Origin of the sequence: Paenibacillus tuaregi, from assembly GCF_900086655.1 — a bacterium.
In the GTDB taxonomy this organism is placed as follows: Bacteria; Bacillota; Bacilli; order Paenibacillales; family Paenibacillaceae; genus Fontibacillus; species Fontibacillus tuaregi.
Genome location: NZ_LT575476.1, coordinates 3,975,412 through 3,996,341 on the forward strand (window position 1 = coordinate 3,975,412; position 20,930 = coordinate 3,996,341).

Here is a 20,930-nt window from a genome sequence, read left to right on the forward strand (position 1 = left end):
GTAATTTATTGCGTCGTTGTGATGCGTGTAATCCTTACTTGCTGTGGAGCAGCGCCTGCGCCGAGTATTCGTGCACATACTCCGTCAGCTCGCGAAGCTTGTCCAGCGAGGCCTCAGGGAACAAGCCATGACCCAGGTTGAACACATATCCCGGTGACTTGATGCCTTCATCAATAATCTCTTTGGCGTACTGCTTAATAACATCCATCGGGGCAGTAAGGACATAAGGGTCCAGATTCCCCTGTACCGCGAAGCCTCCCCCGGTCCGGCGGCGGCCTTCCTCAATCGAGACACGCCAGTCAAGACCAATCACATCAGCCTTGATTCCTCTCAGTGTGGGCAGCAGTTCTCCCGAACTGACTCCAGGAAAATATATTTTCGGTACATTGAGTGACTCAAGTTCGGCAAAGATACGTGTAATGGTCGGCAGCACATAAATCTCAAAATCTTTGGGCGACAGGGCGCCTACCCAGCTGTCAAAGACTTGGAAAGCCTTGCTGCCGTTCTTCACATGATGCTTCAGATATTCAATCACCATGTCTCCCAGCTTGTCCATCAGACGGTGCCACAGCTCAGGCTCGCCGTACATCAAGCTCTTGGTGCGGATATAGCTCTTGGATGGACGGCCTTCAATCAGATAGCTTGCAATCGTGAATGGAGCTCCTGCAAACGTAATCAGCGGAACGCTGAGTTCACGGTCTAGAATACGGATGGTCTCCATAATATGCGGCAGATCCTTCTCCACATCAATCGGACGGAGACGGTCAATATCGGCAGCCGTGCGGATCGGGTTATCAATGACAGGTCCAATATTCTTAACAATATCAAAATCAATCCCGATTGAAGCAACCGGGTTCATAATATCCGAATATAAAATAGCCGCATCGACGCCAAGCTTCCTGACCGGCATCATGGTGACTTCCGCTGCCAGCTCGGGCTGCTTGCAAATTTCCAGCAGGCTGTAATTCTCTTTAATCTTACGATATTCCGGATCATAGCGGCCGGCCTGACGCATGTACCACACAGGCAGCTGATCCACCTCCTGCTTAAGACAAGCACGGATGAACCGATCATTATAGGTCATGAGAAGACGCCTCCATCTATAAAATTTCCCTAAATTCCATTATGCCCTTTTTAAAAGTAAGTAACAACCCGTCATCGATGAAGAAGGCATGACAATCCTATGAAATCCGTTAAAATTAAACAATTTAGCGTTATGATATAATAGAACTTTAGAAAGGAAGTGGCTGCATCTTGCCAACCTGGAAGCTTAACCTCATCGTGTTGTGGTTTGGTCAATTTCTGGTGAATGCCGGGATGACTATGATCACTCCTTTTCTTGCTTTGTATCTGTCCCAGGATCTCGGCGTGCAAGGTGAAAGGTCGCTCGGATTGTGGGCCGGAACCATATTCGCAGCCAACTTTGCGACCTCATTTATATTTCAGCCGATCTGGGGAAAACTCGCAGACCGTTACGGAAGAAAGGTCATGCTCCTGCGCTCCGGCTTCGGCATGGCGGTTGTCATCACCTTAATGGGCTTCGCTGCAGCTCCGTGGCAGCTGCTTGCCCTTCGCCTGCTTAACGGGACCATCTCCGGCTTCAATCCGGCTGCGGTCTCACTGATCTCCGGCACGACTCCGAAGAAGCGCATGGGCTTCGCCATGGGCATTATGCAGTCGGGAATTGTAGCCGGTACAATTCTTGGACCGCTCATCGGCGGGCTGCTTGCCGATTGGGTCGGCTTCCGGCCTATATTTTATATTACAGGCGGGCTTCTTCTCGTGGCCTCGCTGCTGGCATTGTTTCTGGTCAAGGAGAATTTTGACCGCGAGGAAGCCTCGCATACCCCGCAGATTTCAGTGCTTGCCGGATTCCGCGAATTAAACAAGACTCCGCAGCTTACTGCGCTGTTCGCCGTCACGTTCCTGCTGCAGTTCGCTATGATCAGTCCGATGTCGGTGCTGCCGCTTTATGTTGAGAAGCTGCACGGCAGCGCGGTTAACCTGTCGTTCTGGGCAGGGTTTGTGAGTGCGGTGACCGGACTGTCCAACATGATCACCTCCCCGATTCTCGGGAAGTTAAGTGACAAGGTTGGAGCCCACCGGATTCTGACCTTTGCCCTGATCGGGACTGCCCTTACGCTCATTCCCCAGGCCTTTGCCCAGAACGTATGGCAGCTTGTGGTCATCCGGTTTCTGATGGGGATCTGCATGGGCGGGCTTCTGCCAAGTGTGAACGCGCTAATCCGTTCCTATACCCCGGACGGCATGGAGAGCCGGGCCTTCGGCTTCAACAGCAGCACCCTTGCCCTCGGCAACATGCTGGGCGCCTCCATCGGCGGCCTCTTGTCCGGATACATCGGTGTGGAGGGGATCTTTATTATTTCCGGAGTACTCCTGCTGGCCAACACCGTCTGGGTCAGAGCCAAGCTGTACAAGCATCACCGGCGGAACACGCCTTCCTTCCAGTAACGGTGGGGATGCCAGCTTGCAAGGGCAGGCTAGAGCAAGCAAAAAACCACCGGTCAGGAGTAACTCTGACCGGTGGTTTTATATTTTCGCTTTCGTGGAGAAAATTATTTTACCAAAGCCAGCGCAAGTCCGTCATAAGCCGGAATAAACGTGCTGATCAAGCGCTCGTCTTGGGCAATTGTTTCATTGAACTTACGCATCGCTTGAACAGAAGGGCCGTTCTTGTCGGAGTCGAGCGTTCTTCCCCTTAGAAGTGTGTTGTCCCCAGCGATCACAGCGCCAGGCCGGGCCAACCGGATCGCGTATTCCAGATAATTCGGGTAATTCTCCTTGTCGGCATCAATAAAAAAGAAATCAAACTTCTCCCCCTCGGCATGGAGGGCTTCCAGGCTGTCCAAAGCCGGGCCGACCATATACCGGACCTGCCCCCCGTAACCGGCCTCACTCATATTGCGCCCGGCCAGGTCTGCGTTCTCCTGCTTAAGCTCCAGAGAGACGATCTCACCATTTTGTGTTAATCCCCGGGCTAGGCAGATTCCGCTGTAACCTCCAAGCGCCCCGATCTCAAGCACCTTTGAGGCGCCGGACATTTGAACAAGCATCGTCAACAGCCGGCCGTAGCCGGGCGCGATGGAGACATCCCGAATCCCTGCGGCGGCAATGGATTCTTTGACCCTGGTTAAAGTATCGTCAGCTGGATATAGATCCTCACTATATTGTTCTGGCGATTGTTCTGGCGTTTTCATGTAAACATTTTCCTTTCTTACTCCGTTAATTAAATTAAGAACGTAGTTGAGTGGTGCGACACCAAACCCCAATTGTATGTTTATGTACATTGTCCTATACTATATTGAATGAATATCAACCTAAATTGTATGATTTTTGAAGCTTTCCCACAAGTCAAAATGGAGTTGAGAAGATGTCAAGGCAATTAGAACTGATTGCCACGTCACCGATGGGGCTCGAATCGGTCGTGGCGCGTGAGCTTAAAGACTTAGGATATGATGATGTGCGCGTGGAGAACGGGCGCGTTAATTTTACAGGAGATCTGATCGATATCTGCCGCTGCAATCTGTGGCTGCGTACCTCAGACCGTGTTCTCGTTAAGCTAGGCGAATTTAACGCCGTCACCTTTGACGAGCTGTTCGAAGGAACGAAGGCGCTCCCATGGCAGGACTGGATTCCCGCTCATGGGGAATTCCCGGTTGAGGGACGCTCCCACAAATCCCAGCTCAGCAGTGTGCCAGCGTGTCAGGGCATTGTGAAGAAGGCGGTTGTTGAGAAGCTGAAGATGACTTACGGTACCGAGTGGTTCCAGGAAAATGGCCCCCGGTATGTCATCGAGGTCAACCTGCTGAATGACAAAGCGCTGCTCACACTGGATACAACCGGTCCCGGGCTTCACAAGCGCGGATACCGCAAGCACGCAACAGAAGCTCCGCTGAAGGAGACTCTGGCCGCCGCGCTTATTCTGCTGAGCCGCTGGGGTCCGCACCGGCCGCTCTATGATCCGTGCTGCGGATCAGGCACGATACCGATTGAAGCCGCAATGATCGGCTGGAACATCGCTCCAGGGCTGCGGCGCTCCTTCAATTCCGAGAATTGGCCGGTGATCCCGAAGGAGCTGTGGCAGGAAGCCCGCGAAGAAGCGTTCGATGCGGTGCGTGACGATATTCCCCTGAACATTACGGGCAGCGATATCGACGGGGAAGCGATCGAAATCGCCATGGCTGCGGCCAAAAGCGCAGGTCTTGGCAAAGAAATCACTTTCAAAAAGCTTCCGGCTGCCAGCATTACTCCGCAAGGGGACTTTGGATGTCTGATAACCAATCCGCCGTATGGCGAGCGCCTTAGCGATGAGAAGGAGGTCCGGAAGCTGATCAGCCAGCTGGGAAGAGTCGCAGCTGGTCTTCCGACCTGGTCCTTCTTCGCCATCACGCCAACCAAACAGTTCGAGCAGGACTTCCATAAGAAAGCAGACAAGCGCCGCAAGCTGTTCAACGGCCGGATCGAATGCCAGTATCTTCAGTTTCTCGGACCGCTTCCTCCCCGTCGCTAAGACGGGGGAAACGGTTCTTGCCGTGGAAGGAGTTAGAGATTCACGATGAATAAGTTCAATATGAGTGGTGCGGCTGCGCCACTCAAGCGTATTTTCCAATACAAAAACATAGAGTACATCCTGTTCATTGCGATTATGATCTGGAAGCTGGCTTACATGCACTCCCACCTGCACGCCAACAATATTGATATGAGCAAGCTCGATTATGTCATCGCCATCGGCTCGGTCATGGCCGCATCCTTCTGGACCTTATGGCTTCCCAGAAGAGGCCGGGGGATCGCACTAAGCATTCTCAATCTTCTCCTTACCGCACTTATTTTCTCGGATTTGGTGTACTATCGTTATTTCCAGGATTTCATCACTATTCCGGTTCTGCTTCAGGCCGGCCAGGTGGGAGAGCTTGGCGAGAGCATCCGCGAGCTGATTCATTGGACAGACATCTGGTTCTTCATCGACTGGCTGCTGTACATCCCAATGATCTTTGTCCTGGCTCGGAGAAAGCGCCGTGATATATTGACTGTACACCAGTTCCAAGCCCGCGGCTCCCGCTTGAAAAGGGTGCTGACCCGCTTCATTACCGGTGTGGTTACGCTGGCTCTGGGATTGGCGCTTGCCCTAGGGCCAATTAATTATTACACATCCACCTGGGCAGTCGGCTTGTTCGTGGGGAACTGGTGGAATCTCGCCTTGTACAATGTGACAGGACTATTAGGCTTCCATTATTATGATGCCTACAAGTATGGCCAGGAGCATTGGGGACCGAAGCAGCAGCTGTCCGATCAAGAGATTTCGGATATCAAGAAATGGTACGATGATGCCCGTGCGAACCGCCCGGAGATGAACGAGACCTACGGCGCCTACAAGGGCAGCAGCATCATTGTGGTGCAGGCCGAGGCATTTATGAACTTCATGATCGGGAAACAGGTCAATGGACAAGAAATAACCCCGAACTTTAATAAACTAATGAAGGAAAGTTTGTATTATTCCAATTACTATCATCAGACAGGCCAGGGACGCACCTCGGATGCGGACTTCTCTTCCCACAGTTCCTTGCATCCGCTGCCAACCGGTTCCGTGTTTACGCGCTTTCCTGACCACCAATATGATGTCCTGCCCCAGATTTTAAAGGAGCATGGATATTATACGGCAGCGTTCCATGCCTATGACAGCAGCTTCTGGAACCGGTACACGATGTATAAGAATATGGGCTACGACCGCTTCTACAGCAAAAAAGACTACACCATCGACGAGCCGCTGGGCTGGTCGCTCGGGGATAAATCGTTCTTCAAGCAGTCTCTGGATTTCATGGGTAAGGAGAAAAAGCCTTTCTACTCTTATATGGTTACCTTATCCAGCCATCATCCTTACGCGCTTCCGAAGCCGCTGCAGGAACTGGATACCGGCACATTCGCCGGAACCATCTTCGGCGATTACCTTCAGGCTATTCATTATACCGATGCGGCACTAGGCCAGCTGGTCGATCAGTTGAAGGCGGAAGGCTTGTGGGACAAGACGATTCTTTATTTCTATGGAGATCATGATAATTCCGTTAAGGATAAGGAGTATTATGAGCAATTTCTCGGACGAAGTCTAAACGATCTGGATATGGAGCAGATTATGAATCAGGTGCCTCTGCTTGTGCATCTGCCGGACAGCAAGCATGCCGGGGTATATGAGGCGCCGGCCGGTCAGCTGGATATGACGCCTTCCCTGCTTCATCTGCTGGGGATCTCGTCCAAGCCTTACTATATGATGGGGAATGATATCTTCGACCAGCGTAAGAAAATGGTCGTTCTCCGTTCTGGGGCCTTCACGAATGGCACCATTTATTACATTCCGTCTGCAGACGGCGTATTCGAGAACGGAGTCTGCTACGATCTGTCCACCCGTCAGAAGACGAATGTGGAGCGTGCCCGGCAAGGCTATGAGGAAGCCAAGAAACAATTGGATTACTCGGATAAGACGATTGTATATGATCTCATTCACAAGTTTGAGGGAGCTGCTTCGAAGAGCCATTAGGCCTTCGGAGCAGTTTTTTTATATCAGACCGCTTCACCTCTAACGGCTTGACGAGATCTGTTGATGGGGCATGAATCTATTCATGGAGGTAGGGAGTGTCCCCTGTAAGGCAGGTTGATACCTGCTTCACGGTCAACTGCCCTAAGTGTATCCGGCAAGTGTTATGGCTCTTTGGCCGGTGTGTTACAGCAGGGTTAAATGCGAAGGAGCAGTCTTCGTTAAAGCCCTGCCGCGGCCTTGAGCATGCAAAAAAAGTCCGGATAGCCTGACGGCTTGTCCGGACTCTTACATCCAAATGGCAGTAACATAAACGGGGAAGTATCCAACCTGTCTACGGCCTGTCGACAGCCGTATTACTTGCGCGGCTTCTTCACGAATGCCTGGGCTTTCGCAAGCACCTCGTCCTCAGTCGGGGCACTTACATAACGGCCGTTAATATAGACGAATGCCCGTTTACCGCAGGGTCCGCAGTAAGACTTGCAGCCCACCTTGATCTCCGCATCCGGAGCAAGCTTCTGGAGCTTGGGCACAAACGTTTTGAGGCGCACATAATTGCATTTATCGCATACGCGAATATCGTTAGCCATGCTAAATCCCTTCTTTTGTCAAAACTAGTGGTCACCGTGGTTCCCTTTGGAAGGGTTCGTGATCACAAAGCCCTCTTCAGGGAAATACAGATAGTCAATCTTTACGCCTTCCAGGAACGGTTCATTCGGATCGACAATCACATCGATTTCCTTGTCGGTGGACACCACGGTATCCTTATCTGTAGGCTTGGCCAAATCCATGCCATAGTGGGCATGATCGCCATGGGAGTGAGTGACAAACACCTTCAGAACAAGACCTTTACCCTGGTTTTCTTCCTTTTCCAGCTCTTTTTTTATAATTTTCGCAGCATTGCGTGTGATCTTAACGCTCATGGCTCTCTCTCCTATTCATAGTAACAAACCCAATATGAATATTGTAAATAATCTGCCCCTTTCGCGCAAGGAGCAGATCAAGAGGTGGATATATTACTTCGGATCTACTGAACCGGATATTTGCGTTCGGCACGGGTCACGAACCAATTCATGAGCAGCATCGTTACTGCGATGTCATCGATCGGAATAAAGGGCATCACATCCGGCAGAACCCAATACAATCCGGCTGGAACCAGGAACAGAAGCTTCTCGGGAAGAGGGACTTTGGAGGACGTGAGCAGTCTTGGCAGCCGCCGGAAAATATGGCCCCAGCGCTTGAGCGACCATAGCTTTTGCAGTTTCATGTTAATCTCCTCCTAAAAGTTTTGCAAAGCAAAACTGGCATCAGAAGCATACGCTAAAAGTTTTGCGAAGCAAAACTTACTTCGAAAGCATAAGCTTAGTTTTGCGAAGCAAAACTTTCTTCATAAGCTACACCCTTAGGATACCCCTTTTCCCGGCTTCTGAATAATCTCAGAATCTCATGACCTCTGCGAGCAGCTCCGACACCTCCGCATAGATCGATTCAAAATCCGATGCTGGCAGAGGGTTTACTCCCTCACCTGCTTCAATCGTGAATCCCGGCCTTCTAAACTCCTGAATGAACCAGTCCTTGTAACCTGCATCACTGCCCGTAAGCTTGACCGCACGATACCCGGATACATAAGCCAGCCTTCTGGCAAGGTGCTCCGCATAGCTGGGCTCCATGTCACGATAATTCCAGTAAATTTCCTTCCCCTGTGTGTGCAAAGAGACGGCAAGATCAAAGTCTTCACACCGGGTTAGAACTGCAAGCGCTTTCGATTCCGGTTCTGTCAGCGGAGCAGTTCCCCCGTAATCCTGGGCAGACGGCATAAGAATCGCCCTTCGGCGCTGCTCTTCCTCCCAATAAGCCGGGAACTGATCATTCAAATCTACTCCCTGAATATTTGCTTTCCAGCGGCTGAAATCCGTACTTCCCTGATTCCAGGCCAGCAGCTGGCCTGCATTCGCATGAGCCGGTGTAATCCCTTCCTGGGATAAATTCACCCCGTCCGGATTCACCATCGGCACAGCCCATAAGGTAATCTCCTTAAGCCATGAGCAGGCTTCCCTGCTCCAGCGCTCTGAGCTTTCCACCGTCGAAGCGAGCGTCTCCTCAATAAAACGCAGCAGCAGCGGAGCTGTAATCCACTCGTTAGCATGAACCGCCCCATTCATATGGAACGCCTTAGGCCCACTGCCCAGCCGGATACAATAAAGCGGCTTCCCCATTACACTTCGGCCGATTTCCAGCACTTCAAAATGGGGATAGGCACACTGCAGCTGCTTAAGCTGTGCCACCATATCCTTGTATAAATAAGTATTGCCCGTCTGCACGATCCGCCTCTTGTTCATCTGATAACAGAATTCCATGAGCCCCTCCTCTTCTTCTTCATATTTCCTTGTTAAGGTTATATAAAATGACTTATGAAGATTACTCTTTTGGGACGCTGCGATGCCGAGTGTTCTTACGACCTCTCTTGTCACCGAAATGCTTGAACCAAATATCCCGTGGAGCTTATATAGCGTCTATTCGATCTGAGCCAGAGTGCTGCCTATGTCTATATGGTATTTCTACAATTGTATGCCCGGGATTCTGTCCAATGTGCCATAAATGCCAATAGGCCCCGGAGAACATTGAAGTTCACCGGAGCCTACTCTAAGTTGCAGCTGATTGTTTATAAAACCGGATTCTGCCATACGACAGGTGTAAGATTAATTTGCTCACCCAGCCACTCGCAGGCAATCGTCTGGAACATCTCGGCATCCCCGCTGCAGAAAAACTGATGCACAGGAGTCTCATCCCCCTGAGCGAGCTGTCCTTTCTGGTACAGTACCGTGCTGATCTCACGGGCTGTCTCATCAGCGGAACTGATCAGCTTCACTTTTGGTCCCATCTCTAGCTGGATCGCTTTTTTAAGAAAAGGATAATGAGTGCATCCCAGAATGAGGCAGTCCATCGGATTCTGTTTGATCCCTTTCAAGGCATCCCGGACGACTTCCTGTGTCTCCATCGTATCGAACACTCCACGTTCTACAAGCGGCACCAGTGTGGGACAGGCCTCACTGACCACATGGACGAAAGGAGACAGCTCACGTAAGGCAGCCGGATAAGCGCCGCTGTGTATCGTTCCCGCTGTCCCGATGACCCCGATATGCCCCGTCTTGGTGGCGCTGATGGCTGCGCGTGCGCCCGGACGGATGACCCCAATGACAGGAATATTCATTTTGGCCTTAATGTAGTCCAGAGCGGCCGCGGTTGCGGTATTACAGGCAATTACGATCATTTTCGGTTTAAACTGAATCAAGTAGTCCACGATCTGCTCCGTGAACAAGCGGACTTCCTCCGGTGTACGCGGGCCATAGGGAGTACGGGCAGTGTCACCGAAGTAGATCACCTTCTCCCGGGGGAGCTGGCGCATAACTTCTCTGACAACAGTTAGTCCCCCCACACCCGAATCTAATATTGCGATAGCTTGCTGCACGAACATCCCGCTTCCTTTGTCATAATCATTCACTCCAAATATTCTCACCGTTACTTTATGATATCCGGTCATAAAGCGTACCTAAATATTAACCCAATTTATACGGAGGGACAAGGAAAGTGGAAGATGTTGGATGAGGCAACAAAAGATCCTTATATAGATTAAGCTGACATACAGGAGAGACCATGTAAAATGGGCTTAGATACTAGCTTGCCGCTCTCCTGTTCTTAGTTCATCCTATAAGGGTCTTTTTTTTTCCAAGCTTGCGTGGTTATTTGGCAGCCTGAGTGGTATCTGAAGTCTCAGTTTGGTTCTCCTCCGAGGAGATTTCAACCACCAGCTCCTCTTCGGCACCCGATTTTGCCTTCTTGTCACGAAGAGCCTGGATGCTGCTGACGACGTCCTGGGCTTTGCCCTTGACCTTGTTAATGACCTCCGAGGTCTGCTCGCCTACTTTCCCGGCCACCTCGCGGGATTTGTCGCTAACCTGACGCGCTCCGTCAGCAATATCTTTACGCAGCTCGCTGCCCTTCTTCGGAGCCAGCAATAAGGCTGCCGCTGAACCGACCAGACTGCCTACGAGTGCACCCAACCAGAAATTCTTTTGACTCACTTTACATCTCTCCCTCTGGCATCCGGATACTCCGGCCTTCCACCTGAATATCAGGGCGAATGCCTATAATGTTGATTCATTATAAGCAGCCTGGGCTCGTCTTGACACAGCTTTGGGAGAATTATTTTTCATTGTACGAGTCTGGCAGTACAGCTAGGAATACGAGTACACGGAGACGAATACTAAAGTTATGTTAATAGGATGGAGTGATGCAGTAAATGGAGTGTTCTACCCTATTCACCTTATTCCAAGATACGAAGGTGATGGATTTTCCTGGAGTGAACCACTTCATTCACATGGGGCCGAACAACGATTAAGCCAGACTAAAGAAAAGATTCTAAAGGCGTTAAATGTGAAATGATAGGTGGCGAAGATCCTTGTCCTAATCTGTATTCGTGAACGGTATAGTTTAACACAGCGCAAAAAAAAGCCCGAACCCGGATCAATCCATCCACTGGTTCAGGCTTATCCTGCTTTTCCCCGCTAGCTGCGGAGAAGTCTTACCTTCAGCCAGATTAACCTCATCTTGGCACTTATTGAAGTTCCCGGTCCAGGTAATCCCGCACGTTCTGGGCGAAAGTCGCCAGCGCCTCCGGCAGGTCGGCTCCCGGCTTGCCTTGTCCGTCTTTCCTCCAGTCGAAGTACTCCTGAACCAGCGGCCTGCGCAGTCTGACCAGACCGGTAAGCACCGCTGCCAGTTCTGCATCAACGACCTTCTCATCCAGCATAATGTCGACAATGTCCTCATAGCTGCTGGCATCACGCATAATAAAGCCGTCGATCAGATAACTGCCAACGTCCGTAACGACTTCAATGCTAAGATGAAGCGCTCTTTCCTCTGCAAAAGCCAAGATCAGATCAGGCTCCTGATCCGAATCTGCCTGGTTCAACACCTCTATAATCTGCGGAAGCATGTCCAGCCGCCGCTCAATTTGTTCCCGGTTCACATAATACATGCATCAAAGCCCCTTAAAATTCATAATCAACGGCAACCTGTGATTCCCGAACTTCCACCATATGCTCAATCACTTTCTTATGCTCAGGATGAACCTGATAGCCCTGCAAATCTTCCAGCGAAGCGAAGGTCGCAATTAAAGCAATATCATAAGAACGCTCCGAATGAATCACATCCGCACCGACCTGGATATCGATCAGCTGCTCCACCTTGCCCTCCAGGCCGCGAAGCACCGATACCGTTCTTTCCACACTTTCCGGTGAAGAATCCTTCAATTTAAACAGGACGACATGTTTGATCATTTCGCTCTCTCCTTGTAGATCGGAATGGTAAACCCAAGATTAACCCTTAGGCAAATATATCACGGTTGGGTGAAAAGCAAAAGCAGCAGCCGATTATGAAGAGGCTATGAAAAAAATAACCGGCGTTCGAGCCCAAAATTCCTGAGACCAGCCAGCTCAAAAAGCCTTGACCAGGTACAATCGGCCAAGGCTTTTCTCTTTAAAGAAGGAAATTAATTGTTAAAGAACTGTGGCAGGTGCTTCTTGTGGGCTTCCAGCATTTCATCCAGAATCGCTTTGCCGACAGTTACGGAAGGCACGAGCGGATGGTGGGCCATCGCCTGCAGAGCAAGACCTCTGTCCCCAGTTACCGCAGCGTCAATTGCTGTGCTCTCATAGGACTTCACCGCATGAAGCAGGCCTTTCACATGCTCAGGCACATGGGTCGGCATGATCGGTACGGGTCCTTCACCAGTCACGATGCAGTTGATCTCAATGCTGGCATCCTCAGGCAGGAAGTCAAATACCCCGCCGTTTGGCACGTTCAGCGTCTGGATATCATTGCTGCCTTTGTATAGAGAACGCATGAGCTTCACAGCAGCCTCGGAGTAATAAGCCCCGCCGCGCTGTTCCAGCTGCTTCGGCTTCTCTTCCAGCGCCTCATCCTTATAGAGCTCGAACAGTTCCTTCTCCACACGGCTTACCACATCCGCACGGGTACCGTTCTTCTCCAGCGATTCTTTCATCTCAGCATACATTTCGTTCATCATATAGTAGTATTTCAGGTAATAGGTAGGAACTGCGCCAAGGGAGCGAAGGAACTCATTGTCCCAGCCCACGGTAGGCACGTTCTTCGCTGAGTACTCACGCTCTCCCGCAAGGATCTCAGGCAGCTTCTCCTCGCCGTCAACCAGTGCGGACGTTACCCAGTGAAGATGGTTGATGCCAACGAACTCAGGCAGCACCCGGCTCTCATCCACCTCATACACCTCTGCCAAGAACTTCTTAAAGTTGATTGGGGAATTGCACAAGCCTACAGTCTTCACCTTGGAATATTTCGTTACCGCTTCAGTAACCATACCCGCTGGGTTCGTGAAGTTGAGCATCCAGGCATTCGGAGCAAGCTCCTCGATGTCCCGGCAGATGTCCAGGATTACCGGAATGGTGCGCAGTGCTTTGAACATGCCCCCAGGGCCTGTGGTCTCCTGGCCAACAACACCGTGACGAATCGGAATATGTTCATCCAGCTTACGGGCATCAAGAAGCCCTACACGCATTTGTGTGCTGACAAAGTCCGCGCCCTTGATGGCTTCCCGGCGGTTCAGGGTCAGATGAACCTCCATTGGAATCCCCGCCTTGCGGACCATCCGCTTGGCCAGATTGCCTACGATATCCAGCTTATGCTTGCCTTCCTCGATATCCACCAGCCATAGCTCCGAAATCGGCATATCGTTGTAGCCTTTAATCAGACCCTCCACCAGCTCAGGGGTATAGGATGATCCTCCGCCAATTACCGCAATCTTAAGTCCTTGTTTGTTCATTACACTCGCTCTCCTTCCATTTTAGAAAAAGAAAATTGCTCAAGTTTTCGAATAACCTCTTCACTTGCCGAATGCCCTGCGGAATCCATAGCGCTTAGCACCGCGCCAGCAACAGGCTCCATCGTAATCCGTGTTACCGATGCTCTTGGAGCAGTCTTGCGAAGCTCTTCCTTGATGGCATCGACCATACCACTGTATTGGCTCTTGGCCAGCACACTCCCGCCAAGCACCACATCGAACTCGTCATTCTGCATGCCAAGACGTTTGATCAGGGCTGCTGCGGCATTGCCATGTTCAGTACCCTGCTCCCACAGAAACTCTCTGGCGACTTCGTCCCCCAGCTGAGCGGCCTCAAACACCAGCTCAGCCAGCCTGAGCGGCGGACGGAAGCGTTCATCCAGTGCCGCATCGAGCATGCGCGGCACATCCGGGAAGCCGGTCTCCCGCAGCACCAGATCATGCAGCAGCGTAGGCTTGCCCCGAAGATCCCAGGCCCGGACCGCTGAACGGAAGGCGAAATCCGCCAGGCTTCTTCCCGCTCCCAGCCCATCCCCGAACAAATATCCGAACCCTCCATATTGAAGCTCTTCGCCGCTGCGGCTGCGGGCAGCCGCGTTAAATCCCGTGCCGCTGATAATCACCGCCCCGTAGGACCTCGATGTTCCGGCACGCATTGCGATCATCGTATCGCAGGCAATGCGGTGTCTCGGGAATCCAAGTGCACCGATCATGGGCCTTAGAATTTCGAAATCCGGCTCCCGGTCGGCACCGGCAAGACCGAAAAAGGCGTATGTCACTTCAGACTGTGAAACACCTGCTTCTTCTAAGGCCAGTCTGCAGGCCAGCGCGATATTCTCTTCCGCTTGCCTGAGACCCGTCTGATGGTTGCCGTTACCTGCTGCGCCCCGCCCGATTACATCCCCGTTACTATTCACAAGCAGGCTGTGCGTCTTACTTCCGCCCGCATCTACACCAAGGTAGCAGTCCATGTCTCATCTCTCCTCCTATATGGATTGAACTTCAGCTTACGATCTGCTGAAACGTCTGGGCTGTCCGATGGGTGCATTCCTCAGCTCATTCCATGTATTAAGCATACAAAAAAGGACTAATGCATTCTTCTGCAATAGTCCTCCAAACTGATACTATCTTACTATTTATGCCGGATTGCCGTGCAACCGTCTACGCATTTCCCTCGGTGATACACCCAAATGCCTGCGGAACAGCCGGTTAAAATTAGACAAATTTCGGAATCCGCAGGAGATGGCAATGTCCACAATAGGATCGCTTCCTTCCTCAAGCAGCTGGACAGCATGAGAGAGCCTCAGCTGCACCAGATAGTTCAGGGGCGAGCTGCCAGCAGCCTGGCTGAACAGGGTGCTGAAGCGGGAAGGGCTAAGATGAACAAGATCCGCAAGCTCCTTGAGTGTCCAGGGCCGGGAGAGGTCCTGCTCCATATTTCGGATAACCTCCCGCATCTGCTCCAACTGCCGAGGAGGCATGAAATCCGCGGATTCAAATCCGGTTCCGAAGTGACGATTGACCTCGGCGAGGAAAAGCATTAACTGTGCAATAATGACCGAACGGCTGGAGCGCATCTTCGCCCTGTATTCCTTCAGAATATTTTCGATATATTGAATCATAACCTGGCTCTGTCCGCCGCTGCTGACAATGTGGTGTGAGGAGCCGGAATCACTGTTTCGAAATGGGAGCAGCAGCTCGGGATCGAACCGCTGTCCGGCTGCAAGCAGCGCCGGATCGAACATGACAATGATCATTTGCAGATCCTGTCCCTCATAGGCCCGGTGAAGATCATCCGAATCGATCAAGAACAGATCTCCTTGCCCAAAAGGATACTCCCGTCCATTGATTACATAAGTGCCGCTCCCCTGGGCAATCAGGTTAATCTCAAGCGCCCTGTGCCAATGAAGCCGTTGAAAGGAGGGGGATACCCCGACAGAGCTTGAAGCCGTCAGAGGAAAATCAGCGGGGAGATAGATGTCATCCCGGGCAATGGGAGTAGGAAGTAACGGTTTCACAAGGGAACTCCTTTCTAATAGTTAGATCACTTAAATAACTAGATTTGTTCATTTAATATAACGCGTTCGTTCAGCTTATCATGTACTCATTATCATACCATATCAGCATCCATGGACCAGAGTTCAGTATGATTTATTCAGACCCCTCGTCTTCTATCACGAACAAACCAGACTCTTGAACGATCCCCCCCCACTAGAACCTTTATCTATCAAAAAAATCAAGAATGGCCTGGGTAATCTGCTCCGAGGCATGGCCATCCCCAAAAGGATTACTCGCTTCAGCCATGTACCGGTAAGCCACTTCATCATCCAGCAGCGTTATCATTTCATAATGAACCCGTTCCATCTTCGTGCCAATACAGAGCAGGGTGCCGGCTTCCACCCCTTCGGGACGCTCGGTCTTGTCCCGCAGAACCAGAACCGGCTTGCCCAGTGATGGAGCCTCCTCCTGAATCCCCCCCGAATCTGTCAGCACAAAATGACAGCGTGCCATAAAATTATGTGCTGCCACCACATCAAGCGGTTCCGTCAGATGAATCCGCTCCTTCCCTCCAAGATACTTGTGAGCAAGCTTAACAATCTCAGGGTTAGGGTGAACCGGATAAATAATCTCGATATCCTTGCGCTCGCCCGCAACCTTAGCCACCGCTTTAAATACCTCTTCCATCGGCTTCCCCCAGTTCTCCCGGCGGTGCATCGTCATGAGGATCCATTTACGGCGGTGATCAAGCTTTCCAAGCAGCGGATGGGAAAACTTCTCGTTAATCGTCCATTTAAGCGAATCAATAACCGTATTCCCGGTAACATGCACACCCGCAATCCGGTTCTCAGCAGCCAGCTGAAGTGCGGACTGCACGGTCGGGGCGAAATGCAAATCGGCAACCCTTCCTATGAACTCCCTGTTCATCTCTTCGGGATAAGGGGCGTATTTGTCATATGTTCTTAAGCCTGCTTCCACATGTCCCACAGGAATCCGGGAGTAATAGGCGGCCAGCGCGCCCATAAAAGCTGTCGTTGTATCCCCGTGAACAAGCACGAGCTGGCAGGCCGAGGAACGAATAACTCCCTCCAGGCCTATCAGAGCTGAAGCACTCAGCTGTGCAAGACTCTGACCCGGCTTCATAAGATCCAGATCATAATCCGGCTTGATCTCAAATACCTGCAGCACCTGATCCAGCATCTCCCGATGCTGCGCGGTCACACAAACTACCGGCTTCAAGCCCGGTGTCCGCTCCAGCACCTTAACCAACGGCGCCATCTTGATCGCTTCAGGTCTTGTACCAAAAACAACAAGCACACGAATCTCTTTCATACTTTGCTCCACTCCCTTGCTTTAGTCTGTAGAAGCTTCTATATCATCTACCATTTCAGTCTTATCTTATGAATTAGCGAGGGCCTCCGTATCGGCATCCTGCCGTATAATTTTTCCTTCATTAGATAGAGCTGAATCATAACTGCGGTGAAAATAGATTAGCTCCCTCTGAGGTTTGATTTTTTTCATATATCACACTATTTTCTTGAAACTAAGGCAATTGGTGTGACTCTATGAAGCTAGCATGGCATAGAATGGAGCAAGCTTTTATAAAGGAGGGAAAAGCAACTTGGCTGTTATTATATATCCCAAGACGATGAATTGGACGTTCATGAAACAGCGGCCCCAGCAGCTGATGACCCAGTTCGGTGCCTTGGGGCATCAAGTCTTTTTTGAGAACCTTGCGCCGCTCTCGAAGCATTATGAAGAAGTAGAGCCCAATGTGCATCTATTTACCGATCATCAAGGCTTTATTTCCAGGACACTTCCTAAGCTTCGCAAGGAACATCCGGTTGTCATATGGACGACCTGGTCCAAGCAGCGGTCGAGACTGCCGCTGTTCAAGCCGGACGCCGTCATCTACGACTGCTGTGATGAATTTCCCCATTGGGCCAAATACGAGAACAAAATGGTAGATGCATCCGACCACCTTGTGGCAACCGCATTGTCCATCAAGACAAGGCTGGAACTGGCCTATCCTGAGAAGCCGGTCACCCTGATTCCCAATGCTGCGGATCAGTCCCTGTTAGATCTAACCAAAGGGCCCCGTCCTTCCGACCTTCCTGAAGGCCCGGTTGTGGCATATATCGGAGCATGGGCATACTGGATTGATCATGTTTTATTTGAGAAGCTGGCCCGTGCATTTCCTGAGGTGAACTTCGTCTCAATCGGAGCGCCATACGGCGACATTCCGTCCTATACCGAGCTTCCAAATGTCCACGTGCTGGGCGAAAAGCCGCACAGTGTTCTAAAACAATATCTGCCCCATATCGATGTGGCCATGATTCCATTCCAATATCATCCGATCACGCTTGCGACCAATCCGATTAAGGCCTATGAGTATTTGGCAGCAGGTGTTAGAGTTCTATCTACAGCACTGCCGGAATGCATTCATATGGAGCCTTATGTCACAACAGCGACGACCCATGATGATTTTGCGGCTAAGCTTGCGGCTATGCTGGCACACCCGGACACCCGGGAGAACCGGCAGGCGCGGATCGGTTATGCAAGGCATAACCGCTGGCAGGAACGCGGAATCGTGGGAAATGAGGTTATTCAGGAAGTGCTTAAGAAGAAGGGCCTTCTCTGAATGAAACCTCATCCGCCGCTCATCCTCCATGGGGGGACAAATATCCCGGACTCACGCCTGTCCAGGCCTGAAGCCTATAAGCAGGAGCTTGAGCACGCTCTGCGTGAATCTTCCTGTGAATGGGTGATCTGGAATCCCATCCTTACTGCGGTTCACAGAAGTCTGCCGAACCCTCTCTTGCAGAGCATAGTCCGGAATACGGATGCTGCTGTCCTGGCTATCGGGCTGCCCTTATCCGGTTTCCTAAGTGCTCCCGCTGTAAGGGGCCTACTCCCGTCCTGGGAAACTGCGGGCGGTCAAGCGTCGAAAGCTTGCCCCTCTCTACTTCCTTTTCTCTGGAAAAAGGATTATCTGAGGGAGATGCTCTCCAGTCCCCTTTATCCCCTTCCATCCTCGCTGTACTTGCCTTACGAATGGATGCCTAATTCCTACGGTCTACAGTCCTTACCACAGTCTATATTTGAAAGCTCTGCGGGGGGCGGCAGTAAGAAGCGAGGGACCGGCTTGAAATTCCGCATTCCCGAGCTTCAACAACAGCTTGCAGGAATTGTGCCCATCATAACGGGCACCCGCCGGAATGTAGCGGCTTCAGGTATGATGAACGCATATAGTCCCCAGCTTGATCCCGCTTCACGACTCCTAACTCATGAGTGCAAGCTCGATTCTCCATCCCATGAGGCTGGTATCAATTCTGCTTCAGCTATGCCTCAAAATTACTGCACAGGAAATAAATCGCCCGGGGAATGTGTTCATCCCGCTCGGGACAACGCCTTCTCTGCGGCCTTCAAGCCGAACTCTCCGGTGCCTGAAGTTTCTATTCTGCTTCCCGTATATAACATGCGCCGGGAGGTGGGCTGGGCTGTAAGATCGGTTCTGGCCCAGACCTCCCCAGATTGGGAGCTGCTCATCGGGGATGACGGGTCCGAGGACGGGACCGCAGATCTCCCCTATCTGTACAGTGACCCGCGCATCCGGGTGCACCGCTTCAGTCCGAACCGCGGCAAGGCGTTCGTGCTGAACGAGCTGCTCCCCTTGGCGCGGGGCAGATATGTGCTGGAGCTGGACGGGGACGACTGGCTCCAGCCCGAGGCTGTGGCGCAGCTCACAGCCATCATGGACCGCTCGCCGGAAGCGGCTATCGCAACCGGCAGCAGTGCTCTGTGGCAGGGCACCCGCCACCTGGGTCCCTTGTGGCGGGGTGTCCAGCCTTACCGCGGGCACCGGGCGGACCCTGCGGGGGCCGCGCCTTTGGTGCCGCGGTTCTACCGCGCAGCGATGCTGCGCGGGATCGGCGGATGGCCGATTCCAGCCGGCGATGACGGCCGGCTGTTCGAGGACATCGCCGTCTGCGGCGCGCTGCTCGCGGAGCATCCTGAGCCGGCCGTGGTTGACTGGCCGCTCTACAACCGTGTGCTTCGCGCCTCCAGCGTCAGCCAGCGCGGCAGCAAGAAGTATCCCGCCTGGATTCAAAACCTGGTGGACAACAAGAAAGGAGGACACCTATGATGAATATCGCAGTCTGCGGTTATTATGGCATGGGCAATTTCGGGGATGATTTGTTTCTGCGCACGTTTCAGCAAGTCTTTCATCCGCACCAGGTCTATCCCTGGAATAACCAGCTTGATGCCGCCAAAACAGATGCGGTGATTATTGGAGGCGGTGACCTGATTACCCCTTATGCCTTCAACACCAACTACTTTCCACCTGCACTCAAAGACAAACCCACCTGGCTGTACGGTGTCGGTATTGTTGACGCCTACCCGGAGGAGACCTGGCCTGCCGATCAGGTAGAGAAGTACCGTGAGGTGATCAGCAGGGCGAAGCGGGCGGTGTTCCGTGATTCAAGATCTGCCGAAATTGCGAAGCGGGCCCGGTTCCACAGTGATGTGGAGACCGCCCCGGATCTCGCCTTCGGATACAGGCAGCCGAAATTTCCTTATAAGAAACCGTCTGCCCGCAAAACCATTGGCATCTGTGTATTCTCGTATGATTCTTTTCCATTTGATTCATTCGTCTCGCTGATGAAGTCTCTGTCTGACCGTGGCTACCACCTCAGACTAATCCCTGCCGTCAATCATCCGAACGGGGGCGGATATTCAGATTATCCGATGTGTGTACGGATCAAAACCCGGCTTCGGGAGATTGCTCCACATGCCTCGGTGGATATCCTGCCGCTGCTTCTGGATCTAGAACTCACTTACAGCGCCATTCAATCTGTGGATTACCTGATCAGCTTTAAGCTTCATCCGACCCTTGTTGCCCTACGGGCCGGTATCCCGGCCCTGGCTTTCAGCGGCATGAGCAAGGTAAGGAGCCTGCTTCAGCTGTTCGGTATGGAGAAATATTACTGTGACTACCGCGAACCCTTGGAGGGGTACTCAGCGGTAATCGATGATTTCCTCACAAATGGTCCCGACCTGGTCCGCTTTCGGGAGCACCGGTTCCGGTTGGCCGAACGCGAGAGTCTGCGAAGCCTGCTGAGGCTGCGCAAAGAAATAGAAAAGTACGTTCACTGGCATAACAAGTAAACGCTATTTTGAAGGAGGAACTCTTATGTGTTTTCTAGGATTAGGCCGTCTTAGACGGGAAGTAAGGCACCTGAAAGAATCCGTGCTGATTCTGACCGAACGGCTCAATGAGCTGGAGAATGATCTCGAATCCGGAATATTCCCCAACCCTGCCCTGCAGGCTGCTTTGCAGGACAAAGTAGGGCAGACTGTTACGGTCAATACCGCAAGCGCTACGGTAGAAGGAACTCTTCTTACGGTAACGTCGGATTCTCTTGAAATCCGTGAGTCGACCGGGGATCTGGTGCTTATCCCTTATTCCCGGATCACGGTACTGCACTAATGCGACTTGTTTTAAGA

The 20,930-nt window shown here is 51.8% G+C and carries 21 protein-coding genes; 7 read left to right on the plus strand and 14 right to left on the minus strand.

Translation table 11 applies throughout. The annotated features are described in order from the left end of the window. Window positions 1–34: 34 nt before the first annotated feature. Entirely contained in the window at window positions 35–1,084 is a 1,050-nt protein-coding gene (hemE, locus tag BN6628_RS17810) for a uroporphyrinogen decarboxylase (protein WP_068619727.1), read from the minus strand. Window positions 1,085–1,254: 170 nt separating this feature from the next. Here hemE and BN6628_RS17815 point away from each other — a divergent pair, with 170 nt between their 5' ends. Further along, complete coding sequence (locus BN6628_RS17815; RefSeq protein WP_068619728.1) at window positions 1,255–2,472, plus strand: MFS transporter; 1,218 nt, start codon at window positions 1,255–1,257, stop codon at window positions 2,470–2,472. A gap of 104 nt (window positions 2,473–2,576) precedes the next feature. On the opposite strand, the gene BN6628_RS17820 is transcribed toward BN6628_RS17815, so the two are convergent. Next, complete coding sequence (locus BN6628_RS17820; protein WP_068619729.1) at window positions 2,577–3,218, minus strand: O-methyltransferase; 642 nt, start codon at window positions 3,216–3,218, stop codon at window positions 2,577–2,579. Between the two features lie 173 nt (window positions 3,219–3,391). Here BN6628_RS17820 and BN6628_RS17825 point away from each other — a divergent pair, with 173 nt between their 5' ends. Both BN6628_RS17825 and BN6628_RS17830 read left to right on the plus strand, forming a co-directional pair. Beyond that, window positions 3,392–4,531, plus strand: a complete 1,140-nt coding sequence (locus BN6628_RS17825; protein WP_068619730.1) for a THUMP domain-containing class I SAM-dependent RNA methyltransferase — start codon at window positions 3,392–3,394, stop codon at window positions 4,529–4,531. Between the two features lie 60 nt (window positions 4,532–4,591). After that, on the plus strand, window positions 4,592–6,550 hold the full coding sequence (locus tag BN6628_RS17830; RefSeq protein WP_235847739.1) for an LTA synthase family protein: 1,959 nt from the start codon (window positions 4,592–4,594) through the stop codon (window positions 6,548–6,550). Between the two features lie 353 nt (window positions 6,551–6,903). Here the strand turns inward: BN6628_RS17830 and BN6628_RS17835 are convergent, their stop codons facing one another. The 12 genes from BN6628_RS17835 to wecB all read right to left on the minus strand — a co-directional run bounded on the left by BN6628_RS17835 (window position 6,904) and on the right by wecB (window position 16,754). Continuing rightward, entirely contained in the window at window positions 6,904–7,137 is a 234-nt protein-coding gene (locus BN6628_RS17835) for a YuzB family protein (RefSeq protein ID WP_068619732.1), read from the minus strand. Between the two features lie 24 nt (window positions 7,138–7,161). Further along, window positions 7,162–7,470, minus strand: a complete 309-nt coding sequence (locus tag BN6628_RS17840; protein WP_068619733.1) for a HesB/IscA family protein — start codon at window positions 7,468–7,470, stop codon at window positions 7,162–7,164. Between the two features lie 104 nt (window positions 7,471–7,574). Further along, window positions 7,575–7,814 carry a hypothetical protein gene (locus tag BN6628_RS17845; RefSeq protein ID WP_068619734.1) on the minus strand — a complete coding sequence of 80 codons (240 nt, stop codon included), beginning with the start codon at window positions 7,812–7,814 and terminating at the stop codon, window positions 7,575–7,577. A 169-nt stretch (window positions 7,815–7,983) separates the two neighbouring features. Beyond that, a complete protein-coding gene (locus BN6628_RS17850; protein WP_235847661.1) occupies window positions 7,984–8,904 on the minus strand; it encodes a M14 family metallopeptidase in 921 nt (306 codons plus the stop codon). 305 nt (window positions 8,905–9,209) lie between these two features. Beyond that, window positions 9,210–10,022, minus strand: a complete 813-nt coding sequence (gene racE / locus BN6628_RS17855) for a glutamate racemase (protein WP_187386178.1) — start codon at window positions 10,020–10,022, stop codon at window positions 9,210–9,212. Window positions 10,023–10,287: 265 nt separating this feature from the next. Then, window positions 10,288–10,629: a YtxH domain-containing protein gene (locus BN6628_RS17860; RefSeq protein ID WP_068619735.1), complete on the minus strand. Its 342-nt coding sequence runs from the start codon at window positions 10,627–10,629 to the stop codon at window positions 10,288–10,290. 533 nt (window positions 10,630–11,162) lie between these two features. Continuing rightward, window positions 11,163–11,585 carry a DUF86 domain-containing protein gene (locus BN6628_RS17865; RefSeq protein WP_068619736.1) on the minus strand — a complete coding sequence of 141 codons (423 nt, stop codon included), beginning with the start codon at window positions 11,583–11,585 and terminating at the stop codon, window positions 11,163–11,165. 13 nt (window positions 11,586–11,598) lie between these two features. Further along, window positions 11,599–11,886, minus strand: coding sequence for a Dabb family protein (locus BN6628_RS17870; protein WP_068619737.1), 288 nt, complete (start codon window positions 11,884–11,886; stop codon window positions 11,599–11,601). A 212-nt stretch (window positions 11,887–12,098) separates the two neighbouring features. Next, window positions 12,099–13,406: a 6-phospho-beta-glucosidase gene (locus BN6628_RS17875; protein ID WP_068619738.1), complete on the minus strand. Its 1,308-nt coding sequence runs from the start codon at window positions 13,404–13,406 to the stop codon at window positions 12,099–12,101. After that, window positions 13,406–14,395, minus strand: a complete 990-nt coding sequence (locus tag BN6628_RS17880; RefSeq protein ID WP_068619739.1) for an N-acetylglucosamine kinase — start codon at window positions 14,393–14,395, stop codon at window positions 13,406–13,408. The genes BN6628_RS17875 and BN6628_RS17880 overlap by 1 nt, the downstream gene beginning before the upstream one ends. A gap of 165 nt (window positions 14,396–14,560) precedes the next feature. Then, window positions 14,561–15,442, minus strand: a complete 882-nt coding sequence (locus tag BN6628_RS17885; RefSeq protein ID WP_068619740.1) for an AraC family transcriptional regulator — start codon at window positions 15,440–15,442, stop codon at window positions 14,561–14,563. Between the two features lie 202 nt (window positions 15,443–15,644). Next, the gene (gene wecB, locus BN6628_RS17890) at window positions 15,645–16,754 is read right to left on the minus strand and encodes a non-hydrolyzing UDP-N-acetylglucosamine 2-epimerase (protein ID WP_068619741.1); all 1,110 of its coding nucleotides are present in this window, start codon (window positions 16,752–16,754) and stop codon (window positions 15,645–15,647) included. Window positions 16,755–17,043: 289 nt separating this feature from the next. On the opposite strand from wecB, the gene BN6628_RS17895 reads away from it, so the two are divergent. The 4 genes from BN6628_RS17895 to BN6628_RS17910 are packed head-to-tail and all read left to right on the plus strand — an operon-like array spanning window position 17,044 to window position 20,913. Beyond that, window positions 17,044–18,063: a glycosyltransferase gene (locus BN6628_RS17895; RefSeq protein ID WP_068619742.1), complete on the plus strand. Its 1,020-nt coding sequence runs from the start codon at window positions 17,044–17,046 to the stop codon at window positions 18,061–18,063. Then, window positions 18,064–19,569 carry a glycosyltransferase family 2 protein gene (locus BN6628_RS17900; RefSeq protein WP_068619743.1) on the plus strand — a complete coding sequence of 502 codons (1,506 nt, stop codon included), beginning with the start codon at window positions 18,064–18,066 and terminating at the stop codon, window positions 19,567–19,569. After that, entirely contained in the window at window positions 19,566–20,591 is a 1,026-nt protein-coding gene (locus BN6628_RS17905) for a polysaccharide pyruvyl transferase family protein (protein WP_235847662.1), read from the plus strand. Before BN6628_RS17900 ends, BN6628_RS17905 begins: the two co-directional genes overlap by 4 nt. A gap of 25 nt (window positions 20,592–20,616) precedes the next feature. After that, window positions 20,617–20,913 (plus strand): DUF2642 domain-containing protein, encoded by a 297-nt coding sequence (locus BN6628_RS17910; RefSeq protein ID WP_068619744.1) that lies wholly within the window; start codon window positions 20,617–20,619, stop codon window positions 20,911–20,913. The last annotated feature ends 17 nt before the right edge of the window (window positions 20,914–20,930 follow it).

Coding starts and splice junctions, on each gene's coding strand:
- hemE (WP_068619727.1), bottom strand. CDS start 1,084: ATGACCTATAATGATCGGTTCATCCGTGCTTGTCTTAAGCAGGAGGTG.
- BN6628_RS17820 (WP_068619729.1), bottom strand. CDS start 3,218: ATGAAAACGCCAGAACAATCGCCAGAACAATATAGTGAGGATCTATAT.
- BN6628_RS17825 (WP_068619730.1), top strand. CDS start 3,392: ATGTCAAGGCAATTAGAACTGATTGCCACGTCACCGATGGGGCTCGAA.
- BN6628_RS17830 (WP_235847739.1), top strand. CDS start 4,592: ATGAGTGGTGCGGCTGCGCCACTCAAGCGTATTTTCCAATACAAAAAC.
- BN6628_RS17835 (WP_068619732.1), bottom strand. CDS start 7,137: ATGGCTAACGATATTCGCGTATGCGATAAATGCAATTATGTGCGCCTC.
- BN6628_RS17840 (WP_068619733.1), bottom strand. CDS start 7,470: ATGAGCGTTAAGATCACACGCAATGCTGCGAAAATTATAAAAAAAGAG.
- BN6628_RS17845 (WP_068619734.1), bottom strand. CDS start 7,814: ATGAAACTGCAAAAGCTATGGTCGCTCAAGCGCTGGGGCCATATTTTC.
- BN6628_RS17850 (WP_235847661.1), bottom strand. CDS start 8,904: ATGGAATTCTGTTATCAGATGAACAAGAGGCGGATCGTGCAGACGGGC.
- racE (WP_187386178.1), bottom strand. CDS start 10,022: ATGTTCGTGCAGCAAGCTATCGCAATATTAGATTCGGGTGTGGGGGGA.
- BN6628_RS17865 (WP_068619736.1), bottom strand. CDS start 11,585: ATGTATTATGTGAACCGGGAACAAATTGAGCGGCGGCTGGACATGCTT.
- BN6628_RS17870 (WP_068619737.1), bottom strand. CDS start 11,886: ATGATCAAACATGTCGTCCTGTTTAAATTGAAGGATTCTTCACCGGAA.
- BN6628_RS17875 (WP_068619738.1), bottom strand. CDS start 13,406: ATGAACAAACAAGGACTTAAGATTGCGGTAATTGGCGGAGGATCATCC.
- BN6628_RS17880 (WP_068619739.1), bottom strand. CDS start 14,395: ATGGACTGCTACCTTGGTGTAGATGCGGGCGGAAGTAAGACGCACAGC.
- wecB (WP_068619741.1), bottom strand. CDS start 16,754: ATGAAAGAGATTCGTGTGCTTGTTGTTTTTGGTACAAGACCTGAAGCG.
- BN6628_RS17900 (WP_068619743.1), top strand. CDS start 18,064: ATGAAACCTCATCCGCCGCTCATCCTCCATGGGGGGACAAATATCCCG.
- BN6628_RS17905 (WP_235847662.1), top strand. CDS start 19,566: ATGATGAATATCGCAGTCTGCGGTTATTATGGCATGGGCAATTTCGGG.
- BN6628_RS17910 (WP_068619744.1), top strand. CDS start 20,617: ATGTGTTTTCTAGGATTAGGCCGTCTTAGACGGGAAGTAAGGCACCTG.